This window comes from Paenibacillus sp. FSL K6-3182 (assembly GCF_037976325.1).
Lineage (GTDB): Bacteria > Bacillota > Bacilli > Paenibacillales > Paenibacillaceae > Pristimantibacillus.
Genome location: NZ_CP150265.1, coordinates 653335 through 668197 on the forward strand (window position 1 = coordinate 653335; position 14863 = coordinate 668197).

Genomic DNA, 14863 nt, shown 5'->3' on the forward strand with positions numbered 1-14863 from the left:
GGCGTTTCGGAGCTTTTTTGCTGCTTGCAGCGCCGTTATAAATGAATAACGGATGCAAGTAGTGATCGAATCGGTTTTTTCGGTATAATAACTGGAGGAGGGGATTAATTTGGCAGAACCGCTTAAGGCTATGTACGATGGATTATTTTTGGAGAAATTTGCGGGTTTGCTGAAGTCAGCATGGAGTCCTTTTGACGCCGTTCTTTTCGCAGAGCGAGTAAGGGATGGTGACTGGGAGCAATTAGAGTTAAAGGCTCGAACTCGAAAAATAACAGAAGCGCTGGGTGCTGCATTACCGCAGGCATATGATGAAGCGCTGGCTGTTTTATATCAAATAGATGAAAAATGCACAGGGCTGCCTTTTATCATATTTCCAGACTTCGTCGAGGTGTTTGGACTGGAGCCGCAAAACTGGGAGCTGTCACTGGACGCGCTGGAGCGCTTTACGAAATATTCGACCTCAGAATTTGCAATAAGAGCATTCATTCTTGCTGACCCACAGCGTATGGCTCAGCAAATGCTTATATGGGCAGATCATCCGAATGAGCACGTAAGGCGGCTCGCGAGCGAAGGCATAAGACCGCGCCTGCCATGGGCGCAGGCGCTGCCGCTCTTTAAGCGAGACCCATCGCCGATTGTTCCGATTTTGGAGAAGCTGAAATGTGATGATTCACTTTATGTGCGCAAGAGCGTAGCTAACAACTTGAATGATATTGCGAAAGATCATCCCGAACTCGTCATATCGCTTGCGCAGGCCTGGATCGGCAATGATGCGAAGACGGATTGGATCATTCGTCATGGCTGCCGTACGCTGATAAAGCAATCAAGCCCGCAGATCATGGAATTGTTTGGGTACGCGAAGCATGCGTCTGCAGAAGAAGAGGAACAACCGCTTGTTGCTTTTGCTGCAATCGAGGTAGATCCAGAGACGGTTGCTATTGGCGGTGAGGTATCTATACGCTATCGTGTACAGCTGCGTGAGGGTCAGCCGGCCAAGCTGCGTATCGAATATGGAATTGCATTCGTGAAGTCTGGAGGCAAGACTTCATTGAAACGTTTCCTGCTATCGGATCGCGAGTATGCTGGAGGAGCGTCAGCGTCAAGTGTTCGCACTCATCGTTTTGCTGATTTAACGACGCGCAAGCATTATAGCGGGCTTCATCTTGTAACGCTTTGGGTAAATGGAAGAGAGGTGGCTTCAGCCGAACTTCTGGTGACGGAGGCAGAATCAACATGACGATTGGTGCAAGGGTTTTAAAAACGGGGATGGCTGTTGCATTAGCGATTTATTTGAGCAGCTTGTTCGGCTTTGCTTCCCCGCTTATTGCTGCCGTGGCAGCTATATTTACGATTCAGCCTTCTATTTACCGCTCATGGCAGCGTGTAGCGGATCAAGTGCAAACGAATCTGCTGGGTGCTGTAATGGCGATTGTAGCCGTTCGGCTATTCGGTCATACGCCGATTGCGGCAGGTCTTGTATGTATTCTTGTCATTCTCATTAGCATTCGCTTGAAGATGGAGAGCACGATTAGTCTGACGCTGGTTACGGTCGTTGCCATTATGGAAGCGAATGGACAAGGCTGGGACGTGGCAATTGGAAGATTTTTAATGGTGCTAACGGGTATCGGGGCTTCATTTGCTGTTAACGTGCTCGTATTTCCTCCACGGCCAAGGAAGCAATTTACCGAACAGGTTCATCATGCCTATTCACAGCTTTCTCTGCTGCTTCGCACAGCCATTTCGAATGAGATGAAGGAGCAAGTTTTCCGCCAAGAGAAGGACAAGCTTCACGATACGCTGCATAAGCTGGAGGAACGCCACACCGTATTCGAAGAGGAGCGCAAAGTGCTTGCGAAGACGAAGACAAGCCATGCCCGTCAGCTGCTTGTATCGAAACAAATGATTAAGTCTCTGCAAAAAGGGGCTGATCTGCTCGATGTGGTGGAGGAGCATTATTTTTCCTCCCAAAGTGCCAGTGAGTGGGCGCTGCGCTTCGATCGGCAAATTGAGGATTTATCGAAGTATCACGAGCACATTTTGTTGAAAGCCGAAGGGAAAATGAAGCCTAATGCGCTGATTGAGCCTGAGGAAGAACGAGAAGCGCGGTTTGTGAAGGAATTGACAGCGTACATTTTGGAAGATCCGGATGAGCATAAGCGACTCGTCTTTGTCGCTTCGGCATTGTTCGAATACGCCTACCATTTGCGGCGACTGGAGAAGCTGCTCGATCAGGTGACGCAGCGCGAGGAAAACGCGAAGCGCTGTGCTGAAGAGGCCGAGAATGGATCGAAGTCATCATAAACAGATTAAGCTGGTTAATGTAGCAAATAAAACAAAAACAGCAGGTTAGAACGCCGCTTAAGAGCGTTCTTGCCTGCTGTTTTTCTGCTTATATTACAGCATGCTCAATGTTTACTGATCATCGTCAGTTTTGTTGCTGCCTTCATGACGCCTTGGATGCTGCATATGAGCCTCTGGGTTATTATCATCATCATGCGGCACCAGCCTCGGATCAGTATGCCCCTCATGATGATTATTGAAGAAGAGCTCAACGAGCTGCCACTCGGTTGTTCCGAGCATCGGATCTGCTGGGAATACGTCTCCTCGTTCCAGCTGCTCTTCACGTCCCCATTCATTGCGGTAGGTGCCTTTTACTTCAACAGGCTCACCAGATAGGGGATTCATCTCATTATGGTTATTATCATTGCTCATATGGTGTCAACCAACCTTCCTGTCCTTATAATCCGTGCTTCGGCACAGCTGAACGATCGGCATCTGACTGCAGTTCGCTCGCTGACGATTTGCTGGCTAGATTGCGGTCTGCTCGGGATTGCGCCTTGCTTGCTGCCTTCTGTTGATCGGATGGCTGTTTGCCTGACATGTGGTCACCCTCCTCGAGAATCTTATTGTTTTTTCATTTTCTTATCTTCAGAAGAAGATCCTCAACAGTGTGCCACAAAAGGATGAAATGTATGAGTACTAGGTGGAAGAACAGGAGCAATCTATAATAACTGGAGTCCGCATGAGGGGCAAACCGAATCACGTTCAGTGACGATCTCATCGCAAGCGGGACAGGGTTCGGAAAAGGGTGCTTTAGCAGCAGCAGCATGTATGAGCTCGCCTTTGCCTTCTTTTATGGCGGAGGATTGTTCGGGATTCGGACGGAGATGGGCAGGCGTTCCGAAGATCGTCTCCACCATCTCTTTAATGTCCTTAAATTTATCTGAGTCATCTGTAACAATTCGAATGAACATAAACATGCCAGCGAGCAAAGCAAATGCAATGACCAGCACGATCGTCGTTGCCAAAGCATCAAACCATGTGAGGAGAGGGAGAGGCGTATGTACAGGCAAACTAGCCAAGATGGTCCATGAAAACATACTCCATCACCTCACCCATTCAGCTGATAGCGGGATTCGAGACGTTTGCCCCCGAACCACATGACCAGAACAGCAGTAATCGAGACGAATATACGCCAAGGCTCATTGACTAAATTGCCAATATCGAAGCTAATCAAGGAAATGCAAAATATCATAACTGCCTTCCCAAGCAGTGTAGCGAGCATAAAAGTAGGAAATGGCACCTTGCTAAGCCCGGATACGACAGTTATGACAACTGAAGGAGTAAAAGGGAAGCAAGCCAGCAAGAATAGCGGCGTGAAGCCGCGGCGTTCAACCCAATTGAAGAACCGCTGCGACTTTGGAAATCTTCGCTCTAGTTTCCCTTTCACATTGCGTCCGAGCTTTCGACTGATCCAAAATACGCAGAAGGCACCAGCGCTTACACCGATCCATGAAAAAAGAAATCCAAAGCCGAGGCCGTAAATGTTGGCATTAGCCGCAATGATAAGAATTAATGGGAGGAAAGGGAGAAACGATTCAAGCATGGGAAGCAAAATGCCGGGAAAAGGCCCCCATTGCGAATAGCTTTCCAATGTCCATTGGATTGAATCGAGATCCAAGTGTTTTAAGTATTCAAGCCAGTTGCGCCAATCATCCATAGATCTAACCCCGTTCTACTTGTTTGTAGCTTTTTCATTTGTAGCGATTGCCGGAAATGGGAACCATAAATAAAATAAACCAATCAATCCAAAGAGGATTGCGCTTGTCCAAAAAACGGATGCTTCTCCGTTCCAAGCAGCGATTAAGCCGCCAGCAGCTGGACCGATCATAACGCCAATGCCTTCAAAAGTGGATAATACGCCCCAGCCAAGCCCTTCTTGATTAGGTGGAACATAGGCAGCGAGCAGCGCATTCCAAACAGGCAAAATAGCAGAATAGGATAATCCAAGAGCAGCCGCTATTAGTAAACAATACCAGAACGAAAGTCCTGATGCCAGCATATATAAACCAAATGCAAACGCTCCAAATCCAGTCACGAGAAACCATTTTTTATTAACCAGCTTATCGGCAAGTTTCCCCATGGGGATGAGTCCACCTGCAGCAAAAAGTCCTCCGGCCGTTAAAAGAATGGAGTACTGCGTACCTGAGATACCCAGCTCCTGATTCGCAAAGCTTGGTAAAATGGGAACGAGCATGCTTGCGCCTGTCGTCTGCAATATCATCCCCGGCAGAAGCATCTTCATATGGCCGAGTCGTTCCTTCAGAATGACGAGCTGCTTTCGAAATGGCATGCGGTTTGATGCAGCAGCCCTTTCTTTGCTCATGAAAAGCGTTAATACGCATGCAGCCACAGACATGCTGACAAGCAGCTTGTACGTAAAAGATACGCTGTAATCGAGCAGAATATTACATACGATCGGGCCGCTTCCTAGTCCCACCATCCAAATGGTGTATAGTGTTCCCATTTGGGTTGCACGCTGCTGATCGGTTACTTTCGTTAAGCATACGATCCAGATCGGTGACATTCCGATGCCATATAGTGCGGCTGCACCAATGAACATCCATGGCAGCTCGGAGAATTGCAGCAAATATATGCCGATCAGCGAAATAATTAAACCTGCTTGAACGACGATACGAGTTGAGAAACGATCGAGCAAATAACCAATAGCCATTTTGAGCAGCGTATCGGTTAAATAGTGAGCTGAAATCGCAGCGCCGATAACATCAGGTGATAGGCCTAATGTTTTTGCCCCAAAAATAGGCAGCAAACTAACAAGAACAGCACCTCTTACAAACTCCACAACAAACAAAATAACGGAGATAAGCCGCATCTCCGCTCCAAACCAACTTTTCTGATTTGTAATCACGGGCAAGCCCCTTATCCATTATAAAGTGATTGCTTTCTCCATTATACGCAAGTTGGATAAAATATCCAAAACGATGCTGTCGGCTGCGGTTTGTGAGGCTTGAAGCTGTTTAGTGGATTGTCTGCTATTAGTAAGACGTAATGGATCATGAACGAGTTTCAAAATTTGTTCCGTCAGCTCATTCACCTCATAGGCAACGACAGCTGCGCCTTTGGACTTAAGATACAATGCATTTTGTTTTTCTTGTCCAGGAACTGGCTTGTAGATGAATATGGGCAGCTCGGCAGCGATCGCTTCTGATAATGTAACGCCGCCTGGCTTAGTGATGAGGCAATTAGATATAGCCATAAGCTCGTGAATAGACTCAATAAACCCGTACACCTGCAGGCGAGAAGCTCCTTCATGTGCTTGAAATTGTTGCTCAATAATATTTTTCATAAACAGATTATGTCCACATACGAGCGCGACCTGAACCTCAGCGTTTTGCAGCAAGCTGCTGCAAATTTGCGATACATCAGGCAAAACGCCCTGCGCTCCCGCCATGATTAGGACGATAGGTTGATTAGGATTTAGTTTATATCTATCGTAGAGCTCGCTTGAGGCGACTGTTGCACAGAATCCGCGTTTGAGCGGAATGCCGCTCACTTGAATTGCCCTCTCCGGTATTCCCAGCGATGAAAGCTCTAATCGGAGATCCTCAGTAGCGACATAATAGCGGTCGACGCTTGGATGAACCCAGCGCCTGTGAAGATCAAAATCGGTAATGACAGCATAGGAGGGAGGATGAACGCTTTTACGTTTCTTAAGCTTCGGCAGAGCAAAGCTGGGGAAAGTATGCACGACGATATCCGGCTGCTCGACTGCAAGAATACGCCTAATTTTTTCTGTACCAAAGGAATGAAGAAGCCCGCCAAATAATGAATCATGCTTCATTAGCCTTGTGAAATCATACACCCAGCCATATAGCGAGGGCATATGCGTATAGCTCTTTAAGTAAAAGCGCTTGGCAAACTCATTTATCCAAGGGTGAGATTCCGCCATGAGATCGACCATTACCGTGCGATAATTGCCGTGCTCCTCCCAAGCGCTCTTAATCGCGCGAGCAACCTGAAGATGGCCTTCTCCATATGAAGCGTACAAAATTAACAATTTCGGCTGCGGTTTTTCCTCGAAACGTATCATAGACACACCTCCTGCCGTTAGTGTAACGAACATTTGTTATGCGATTGTGAACGGTGTTTGGTTACTTTGTGTATTTTTAGTATAATGAATACGCAATCCATCCTATTTCAAAATTGAAGGAGCGATGATTAGAGTGCAATACACGAAACTAGGAAGATCTGGACTTCGAGTCAGCCGTTTATGTCTGGGCACAATGAATTTTGGCGTGGACACAGACGAGAAGGAATCATTTCGTATATTAGACGCAGCTCTAGATGCAGGCATTAATTTTATCGATACCGCTAACATTTACGGTTGGGGCGAGAACGCAGGCCGTACAGAAGAAATAATTGGAAAATGGTTCAAGCAGGGCGACGGACGCCGTGAACGTACGGTGCTGGCTACAAAAGTATACGGCGACATGCATGATAATCATGACGGTCCGAACCGTGAAGCGGGACTATCCGCATATAAAATTCGCAGACATTTGGAAGGTTCGCTTAAGCGTCTTCAAACGGATCATATCGAGCTGTACCAAATGCATCATGTGGATCGCAGTGCAAATTGGAATGAGCTTTGGGGAGCATTCGAAACAGCAGTAAACCAAGGCAAGGTTGGCTACATAGGCTCAAGTAATTTTGCCGGCTGGGATATTGCAGTTGCGCAAGGCGAAGCGAAGGCAAGAGGATCGATCGGTCTTGTATCTGAGCAGCACAAATATAATTTGTTATGCCGTTTGCCGGAACTGGAAGTCTTGCCAGCTTCGAAGGAATTAGGACTTGGCGTTATTCCGTGGAGTCCGCTTGACGGCGGCTTGCTTGCAGGCAATCATCGTCGTAAAGACGGAGGCCGCCGCAGCGGAGATTCGAAACGATTGGAGCAGCATCGTGATCAATTAGATGCCTATGCTGCATTTTGTGACGAGCTTGGCGAGCCTGAGGATCTGGTTTCACTCGCATGGCTGCTTGCGAATCCGGCAGTAACGGCTCCGATTATCGGTGTCCGCACGCTGGATCAATTCGAGCGCTCGCTTCGCGCAGTTGAAATCTCTTTAGATGAATCTGCACTAAAACGTATTGATGGAATATTCCCTGGTCCTGGCGGAGATGCACCGCGCGCCTACGCCTGGTAATGACAAACGCCCCGTATCCATTCATGGATACGGGGCGTATCTTATTCACATCTTGCCGATCAAATCAACAAGTTAAACAAAACAGGGTCCTTGTTCAGCTCAAGAAATTGAAAGCCCTTCTTGCTCATGCGAGCAACGAGCGGATCGTAATCCTCACGGTGCGTAAGCTCGATGCCGACGAGTGCGGGTCCGTTGTCTTTGTTTGATTTTTTGGTGTACTCGAATCGTGTAATATCATCATTAGGACCAAGCACGCTGTCGAGAAATTCACGTAGCGCTCCTGCGCGCTGCGGGAAGCTGACCATAAAGTAATGCTTGTAGCCCTCATAGATGAGAGAACGTTCTTTGATTTCCTGCATCCGATCGACATCATTATTGCCGCCGCTAACGACACAGACGACCGTCTTGCCTTGAATTTGATCGCGATATGCTTCTAGCGCAGCGATGGGCAGTGCGCCAGCCGGCTCGGCTACGATGGCATTCTCATTATACAAATCGAGCATCGTCGTACACACTTTTCCTTCAGGCACGGAAATAACATCGTCAAGCAGGTCTCTGCATAGCTCAAATGATAAATCACCGATACGTTTAACAGCTGCGCCATCGACGAATTTCTCAATTTGATCAAGGGTAACGACTTCACCTGCATCAAGCGATGCTCTTAGTGATTGCGCGCCTTCCGGCTCCACGCCAATTACCTTTGTTGTCGGTGAGACGATTTTTACATAAGATGAGACGCCGGCTGCAAGCCCGCCACCGCCGACGGTCACGAATACGAAGTCAGGTACGGTATCCGCGGCTTCCATTAATTCTTGTCCTACCGTTCCGTTTCCTGCGATGATTTTGGGATCGTCAAAGGGGTGTACGAAGGCCAGGCCATTGCGATTGCTCTCTGCGACTGCTTCGGCATAAGCATCGTCAAAGGTGTCTCCTGTAAGGATGACTTCTACTTGCGATCCGCCAAAAAAGTTAACCTGCGTCACCTTCTGGCGAGGAGTTGTGCTGGGCATGTATATTTTGCCGGGGATGCCAAGTGTTTGGCACGAGTAGGCTACGCCTTGCGCATGGTTGCCGGCGCTGGCGCAAACCACCCCTTTAGCGAGCGTTTCTGGTGACAGAGAACGCATCATATGGTACGCTCCGCGTATTTTGAAGGAACGAACGATTTGCATGTCCTCTCGTTTTAGAAGAACATGACATCCAAACCGCTCGGACAGCACACGGTTATGTTGAAGTGGTGTTCGTGTAATGATATCCTTTAAGTGCATTTGAGCTTGAACGATTTCTTCAAGCCCAATACGATGCAGCGGTATAGGATTTGTGTTCATAGGTGACCATCCTCTCGGCATTTTTTTGATCAACAGTAAAAATGATTGGATTCATTATAGCACTATCATTATGAGTTGGCGTAATAGAAATCGTTTATCTGTATAGCAAGGAGAGGATTCACATGGGAAAAACCTTAAAAAGACTTCTAATGAGCTTCATTGTTATTCTTTTGCTGCTTGGCGGCGCACTATGGTGGTTTCTGTCGTACATTGCACCGGATGAGCCGCTGGACATGAGCTATGCGCCGATTAATGTGAAAGAGAAGGCACTGGATATGGTCAAAAAGATGAAGCTGGAGCTCGTCCTCACGGAATCCGATATTAACCATTTGATCAAAATGAATATGAAAGACGAGCTTGCCATCAGCAGACCAGAATCCACTCATCAAGAAATTACGAAGGCTATTCATCTGGACGGGGCAAACTTTGACCTCGAAGAGAACAGGCTGATCGCACAAATGAATATTATCTATAAAAACAAAATCCCTGCAAGACTGGATGCGGTATATTCACTGGACTGGGAGTCTCCAAACATTATTCTTAAACCCCAATCGCTCTCTGTCAAAGCTATTCAGCTGCCGCTAAGTATGCTAGAAACGATCGTCATTCCGCTAGATTTGCCGGCGCAGGATGTTGTAACGGTGAGAGATGTACAGTTCGAGAATAATCAGATAAAAATTCGTTTCAAGCTCCAAATTCAATTAAAGCTGTAATGAACGATGAATCTTGGAAAAGAAAACGACAGATTAAGGACGAATCCTTAATCTGTCGTTTTTCATAATTTCGTTTTTTAAGAGATGCCTAATCCAGCGCTAGCATAGCCAGCTACAACATTGACAAGTGATACACCAGTAGCTGTAGCAGAGAAGACAAGAAGAAGGCGTGTTCCAGCAGTAACAGGAATAGATAAACCTGGAGTAATGCCGCTGCTAATAGTACCTAGAGCCAGAACACCGGTAAGTGGAGGAGCTAATGTTACAACAGCGCCTGGAACTGCAGTAAACGAATTGTTTGGTGTCGTTGACTGGTAAAGCTGGGCAGTAATAGTTACTGTAGAGTCGACAAGTGAAAGCGCTACTGTTGTACTGAAGTAAGCTGCAAGAGAAGTGATCGTACCATTGCGCGGCACAGGGAAAGCAAAGTTGAGAAGTGTTCCTGCAGCGCCTGTGAGGTCGATTATTCCACCAAGAATACTAACGCCTATAGCGGAGGAACCTGCAGGCCCTGTTGCACCTGTAGGACCAGCTATTCCTTGAGGTCTTGTGGACCTTGTGGACCTTGTGGACCTTGTGGTCCTCTTCTGCCTTTGTGGCCTTCTTCTCCTCGCTCAGCTACGACTTTAACTCTTTGAGATATAATTTTTTTCTTAACAACAATTATTTTGTCATCGTGTTTCTTCCTTCTTGGACTGCAGCCTGCAGTCGGTTTTCTGACACAACGCTTCTTGTAATAATAATGACTCAGCGAAAACACCTACTTGTTAGATGCCTTATTATACGGCTGTACTCTATCTATTGATTGGGTATCTATCTGCTATGGTCATAGTCCTTCAACTATATTTGCGGAAATGTGTGTTTGTATGGGATGGATGATCAACTACTAAATGATAGAGAAGTAGAAAAGAATGAATGAAGAATAAATGAAGAACAGGATTGACATTGTCACTGAGAATGGTTATCATGTATACGAAAGTGATAATCATTATCACTAGGTGGTGTTGTTCTTTTACTACTGCCATGAAAGAGTTTGGATAGACATCCCCAATAACACCTTATAAGAAACGAAACATATTGCATTATTAGTGAATGGATAACGATATAACGATTATTTTTTAGGAGTGAGAGACATGCAGACTGAAACGAGCAAGCCTTGGAATTGGCTGCTCTTTCCCTTCTCGTCCGTTAAAGCAGGAGCTGATAGCTTGTATGCCGCTTCAGTCGGTCACGGGATTTACCAAATCGATGCTGAAGGAGAATGGAAGAAGCTTGATCAAGGCATGAAAGACCAGACTAATGTAAATCGGCTGCAATTGCAGCATGATTTGCTGCATGCCTGCTCAAGCAGCGGCTTATATGAATGGAACGGAGAAGCATGGGTCAATGATGGCATATTGATTCCTAGTTATCAGTATCGCAAGATTGGTGGAAGCAGCTACGTTGCAACGGAATATGGGCTTTGGTCCAAAGCCAGCTCCAAATGGGAGCAAATAGCATGCCAAGATAAACGTGTATATGATTTTATGAATTTGCCTCAATATTTGATTATTTCACATGAGAGCGGCATCTCTTTATATGATCGTTTTATGGATGATTGGGCTCATTTTGAGCTGGGTGCAAGTGTAACAAGCTTAGCGGTATTCAGAGGCCACTTAATTGGAACGAGCGATCAAGGCGAGCTGTTTATTGGCGATAAAAAAGGAAGATTTGACCGGATAAGATTCGGCAAACGTTTTATTTTTTCTGTACAGGCGAAGGGCAATGAGGTTTATGTATGTACGGATCGCGGATTATTCCAGCTTACTTATTTGTGTAATCAAGTAACTCTACTATCCGTTAAACTTGGTTATCCTGTAACAGATATTGATATGCAAGATGGAAATCTGTATCTCGCTACGCTTTTCCAAGGCATTCAAACGATAAATGTCTAACGACAAAAAATAGAAAGCGGAGGAAAAAAAGATGCCCAAAATACTTGTGGTGTATGCTAGCATGACCGGAAATACAGAAGAAATGGCCGAGGCGATAGTAGAAGGAGCTAAGGAAGCGGGTGCCGAGGTTGTTTCTAAAGAGGCCTTCGATGCCACTGCGGATGAGCTGAATCATTATGACGCGATTATTATAGGCGCGTACACATGGGGAAACGGTGAGCTGCCGGATGAATTTCTCGATTTCTTCGAAGAAATGGATGGACTTGATCTTAGCGGCAAGAAAGCAGCCGTATTTGGCTCAGGTGATACTTCATACCCAATCTATTGCGGCGCTGTAGATACAATTGAAGCGAAGCTGAAGGAGCTCGGCGCAGAAATTGTGGGCGAGTGCATTAAATTTGAATATAACGCGTCAGAAGAAGAGAAAGAGCAAGGAAGAAGATTAGGACGCCAAATTGCGGGTCTTGTAGCGGTAGCCGGATAGTGGAACGAGAAAGGCGGACTTTGTAATGGAGCAGTTGCCAGCGATTTTGAGAGTTGAAGACTATAAGCTAGAAGAGCTGCTGCGTTGCCCCGAACGGTTCGCTCGAAGAAAGTCCGATCGCAAGCAGGAAAGTGATGTGAATTGGCGGCAGCTTGTTCAATATGCAGCCAGCCACACGGTAAACGACTTTTATCGTCAGTCCAAAGAGACACGCGGAGTAGAAACGATACATACTTCCGTTGAGACTTGGTGGACGAATCGCAATTATAAATTTCATTCCGACGAGCATTTCTTGCAAATGAAGCAAACGATTAAGGAGCATTTGGCAGCCTTCTTGCTTGGAGGTGGAGCACCGAGTATGCCGATTATATTTTATGAGCAAATGACGGCTTATGTAGAGGAGCTCGATTTGGAGATTTCACAAATCTTTCATTTGGTTTCTGCCGAGCAAGAGGCTTCGATTGATCATTATATTGTTCAAAAGCTAGCGGTAGACACAGATGAAGATGCTCTTAATCTATATTTTCATATGACATCGGTATTTTGTATGAGCGCATTCGCGAAGCTCCCTGACCGAATCGAAGTGTTCTCCCTTTTAAGCGGTAAGCAGGTCGTGTTCGTGCCTGACGAGCAATCGCTTGAGCTTTCTTATGATTATATGTTTTTGGTCAAAAGCTTGCTGCCGGAAGTAGATTTCTTTAAGGTTAATCCAGGCTCGGATGTGCAATTGGTTATGTGATATTACTGCTGAAAATAATACAAAATTTGCAAATCCCCCAAGTCATTTCCGGAAGCGGAATGGTGGGGGATTTCTTTTGTTGTAGACAAATGAAATGGTTTTCAAGTAACATGAGCAGTAGTCATTTTTTGCACATTTACACATGATTATTAATTGTGAAGTTTATTTTACTATGAAAAAGTAAGCGTATGCTTTTTGAGGCAAGTTTTGCTAGGTAAATTGAGCATAGGCGGATGGCAGGCTTTGCTATGCAAAACTGGATTAATGCTTATGAAGAGAGTTTTGCTGAGCAAAAACTGGATTAATGTTTATGAAGAGGGTTTTGCTGAGCAAAGCAAAGCTTATGAGTACGAAGAAAGTTTTGCTATGCAAAACAAAGCTCATGCTTACGAAGAAAGTTATGCTGCGCAAAACTAAGCTAGTGCTTACGAAGTAAGTTTTGCTATGCAAAACTTTAGAAGGAGAGAGATTAGGTTGTCAGAGGAGCTATTACTAACGTTTCGTTCACCACCATTGCCATTTTTCATAGAATCCAACCGTTTGGTTTATCGTGCGGGCGAGGAGCATCCGAATCGGACGAACCTCGGCGTATTTGATTTGTTGTATGTGAACAAGGGTGCACTGCATGTAGCAGAGGATAATCGCAGATGGACGCTCGGTCCTGGAGATGTGCTTATTTTAAGGCCGGACCGCTGGCATTATTCTACACGTCCATGCGAGGAAGAGACTGTGTTTGATTGGATTCATTTTCAAACAGTAGGCGCTTGGGAGGAGACGGTAGGCAATCAAAGTGGATCGCTTAGAGGGGATTACTACACTTATGCCATTCGTCTGCCTAAACAAATGAAGCTTACCTACACGGATGAAGCGAGTCTTATTTTCTCGCAATTGCATGAGGCTTCCAAAGGCTCGTCACATGGCGCGTTCTGGGATCGGCAGCAGCGGTTTCTGCATTTGCTTCAAATGCTGGACGAAGGCTGGCGCTCGGATGCAGCTAAAGCTGCCGTATCGGTAGCAGAGCGTGCGGCTGCGTACTTAAAGCTGAATTATCGTTCACCAATCAGCAACACGATGCTGAGTGATGTGCTTCAATTACATACGAATTATATTACTCGCTGCATGAGTGAGGTTTTTGATTGTACGCCGCAGCAATATTTGCTTTATTATAGACTCGATCAAGCAAAGCTGCTGCTTATTAAGACAGATTGGACGATTGCAAAAGTAGCAGAGGAAACGGGATTCCGGCAGACGCCGCATTTCTCAAGGCTGTTTGCATCCCATACGGGAATGCCCCCTCTTAAATTCCGAAAAAGATTTACGATGTAGACGGGCGGATTTTGAAGAGTAGAGGAACTATTTTCGGAAAGCTGTTGTTTAGGTCTTTCTAATTTTCTGACTATAAACGTTGCATAAATATCGCGACTTTAACAAAAACTGGATTCAACAACGTGTAAAGGGTGGTCGCGATGATTGAACGGTTTTCGTTAACAGCTGATATTGGCGATATAGTGGATATGTTTCAGGTAGGAAAAGTAATTCGGGGGCACACAAACCGATTTAATGCAGCTCCGACTCAGATGGTTTCGATTGTCATGAATGATCGATTTGATCAGCGGACGATGGAGGAATCGAGATGGGGGCTGTTTCCTTTTTGGGCAAAGGATGCGGTTAATGCAGATCATATGACGTTGTCCGAGAAGCCTTTCTTAGAAAGAATGCTTCGCAGACAAAGATGTGTGCTGCCATGCAGCGGCTTTTTTGGTCAGAAACAATTCGGCAAAGAGCGTGATCCGAGGGCGATGCACATCGTTGTTCCAAGCCAGCAGCTTTTTGGCATAGCGGGCATTTACGACTGCTGGAAAAACGTGAGCGGCAAAGAAGTGCGCGCCTTCACTATGATTACCGCAGCTTCGTCAGGAGCGATGTCGGTGTGGCAGCCTCGAGTTCCGGTTATTTTGGACGAAGAGGGCATGGAAGATTGGCTCAATCCGCGTATTACCGAATTCAGTGGATTGCGGAAACATTTAGAGGCTATGGACACTTATCTCATGCGCGCCTACCCGGTAACGAATGCGGTGCATGATGATCTGTACGAATCGCCGGATTGCATCCGTGAAATCCGTCCTGATTTTGCTTAGGTAAAATGAAGTGAGTTAACCAAAA

General features: G+C 46.0%; 18 protein-coding genes. 10 read left to right on the forward strand and 8 right to left on the reverse strand.

Annotated features, from left to right (window positions below; translation table 11 throughout):
• The first annotated feature begins 109 nt into the window (after positions 1-109).
• Together MHH56_RS02915 and MHH56_RS02920 are read left to right on the forward strand one after the other, a co-directional pair.
• Positions 110-1237, forward strand: a complete 1128-nt coding sequence (locus tag MHH56_RS02915; protein ID WP_339206506.1) for a DNA alkylation repair protein — start codon at positions 110-112, stop codon at positions 1235-1237.
• On the forward strand, positions 1234-2301 hold the full coding sequence (locus tag MHH56_RS02920; protein WP_339206507.1) for an aromatic acid exporter family protein: 1068 nt from the start codon (positions 1234-1236) through the stop codon (positions 2299-2301). Before MHH56_RS02915 ends, MHH56_RS02920 begins: the two co-directional genes overlap by 4 nt.
• Before the next feature lie 111 nt (positions 2302-2412).
• Here MHH56_RS02920 and MHH56_RS02925 read toward each other — a convergent pair whose 3' ends face one another.
• The 6 genes from MHH56_RS02925 to MHH56_RS02950 form a co-directional block, all read right to left on the reverse strand.
• Entirely contained in the window at positions 2413-2712 is a 300-nt protein-coding gene (locus tag MHH56_RS02925; protein WP_339206509.1) for a transposase, read from the reverse strand.
• Positions 2713-2737: 25 nt separating this feature from the next.
• Positions 2738-2881 carry a hypothetical protein gene (locus MHH56_RS02930; protein WP_179089810.1) on the reverse strand — a complete coding sequence of 48 codons (144 nt, stop codon included), beginning with the start codon at positions 2879-2881 and terminating at the stop codon, positions 2738-2740.
• Between the two features lie 121 nt (positions 2882-3002).
• Positions 3003-3380 carry a zinc ribbon domain-containing protein gene (locus MHH56_RS02935; protein ID WP_339206511.1) on the reverse strand — a complete coding sequence of 126 codons (378 nt, stop codon included), beginning with the start codon at positions 3378-3380 and terminating at the stop codon, positions 3003-3005.
• 11 nt (positions 3381-3391) lie between these two features.
• Positions 3392-4000 (reverse strand): TVP38/TMEM64 family protein, encoded by a 609-nt coding sequence (locus MHH56_RS02940; RefSeq protein ID WP_076268400.1) that lies wholly within the window; start codon positions 3998-4000, stop codon positions 3392-3394.
• 15 nt (positions 4001-4015) lie between these two features.
• Complete coding sequence (locus MHH56_RS02945) at positions 4016-5209, reverse strand: MFS transporter (RefSeq protein ID WP_339206514.1); 1194 nt, start codon at positions 5207-5209, stop codon at positions 4016-4018.
• Positions 5210-5227: 18 nt separating this feature from the next.
• Positions 5228-6391 (reverse strand): glycosyltransferase, encoded by a 1164-nt coding sequence (locus MHH56_RS02950; RefSeq protein WP_339206516.1) that lies wholly within the window; start codon positions 6389-6391, stop codon positions 5228-5230.
• Between the two features lie 133 nt (positions 6392-6524).
• Here MHH56_RS02950 and MHH56_RS02955 point away from each other — a divergent pair, with 133 nt between their 5' ends.
• The gene (locus tag MHH56_RS02955; RefSeq protein ID WP_339206518.1) at positions 6525-7502 is read left to right on the forward strand and encodes an aldo/keto reductase; all 978 of its coding nucleotides are present in this window, start codon (positions 6525-6527) and stop codon (positions 7500-7502) included.
• 59 nt (positions 7503-7561) lie between these two features.
• Here MHH56_RS02955 and ilvA read toward each other — a convergent pair whose 3' ends face one another.
• A complete protein-coding gene (ilvA, locus tag MHH56_RS02960) occupies positions 7562-8830 on the reverse strand; it encodes a threonine ammonia-lyase IlvA (protein WP_339206519.1) in 1269 nt (422 codons plus the stop codon).
• 122 nt (positions 8831-8952) lie between these two features.
• Here ilvA and MHH56_RS02965 point away from each other — a divergent pair, with 122 nt between their 5' ends.
• Entirely contained in the window at positions 8953-9543 is a 591-nt protein-coding gene (locus MHH56_RS02965) for a hypothetical protein (protein ID WP_339206520.1), read from the forward strand.
• Positions 9544-9620: 77 nt separating this feature from the next.
• Here the strand turns inward: MHH56_RS02965 and MHH56_RS02970 are convergent, their stop codons facing one another.
• Positions 9621-10079 carry an exosporium glycoprotein BclB-related protein gene (locus MHH56_RS02970; RefSeq protein ID WP_339209478.1) on the reverse strand — a complete coding sequence of 153 codons (459 nt, stop codon included), beginning with the start codon at positions 10077-10079 and terminating at the stop codon, positions 9621-9623.
• Positions 10080-10676: 597 nt separating this feature from the next.
• Here MHH56_RS02970 and MHH56_RS02975 point away from each other — a divergent pair.
• The 6 genes from MHH56_RS02975 to MHH56_RS03000 all read left to right on the forward strand — a co-directional run bounded on the left by MHH56_RS02975 (position 10677) and on the right by MHH56_RS03000 (position 14838).
• The gene (locus tag MHH56_RS02975) at positions 10677-11477 is read left to right on the forward strand and encodes a hypothetical protein (RefSeq protein ID WP_339206521.1); all 801 of its coding nucleotides are present in this window, start codon (positions 10677-10679) and stop codon (positions 11475-11477) included.
• A gap of 31 nt (positions 11478-11508) precedes the next feature.
• Positions 11509-11961: a flavodoxin gene (locus MHH56_RS02980; RefSeq protein ID WP_339206522.1), complete on the forward strand. Its 453-nt coding sequence runs from the start codon at positions 11509-11511 to the stop codon at positions 11959-11961.
• Between the two features lie 25 nt (positions 11962-11986).
• Entirely contained in the window at positions 11987-12700 is a 714-nt protein-coding gene (locus MHH56_RS02985) for a hypothetical protein (protein WP_339206523.1), read from the forward strand.
• Positions 12701-12907: 207 nt separating this feature from the next.
• Positions 12908-13117: a hypothetical protein gene (locus MHH56_RS02990; protein WP_339206524.1), complete on the forward strand. Its 210-nt coding sequence runs from the start codon at positions 12908-12910 to the stop codon at positions 13115-13117.
• 57 nt (positions 13118-13174) lie between these two features.
• Positions 13175-14026, forward strand: coding sequence for an AraC family transcriptional regulator (locus tag MHH56_RS02995; protein ID WP_076268619.1), 852 nt, complete (start codon positions 13175-13177; stop codon positions 14024-14026).
• Positions 14027-14166: 140 nt separating this feature from the next.
• Positions 14167-14838, forward strand: coding sequence for an SOS response-associated peptidase (locus tag MHH56_RS03000; protein ID WP_339206525.1), 672 nt, complete (start codon positions 14167-14169; stop codon positions 14836-14838).
• Positions 14839-14863 lie beyond the last annotated feature (25 nt).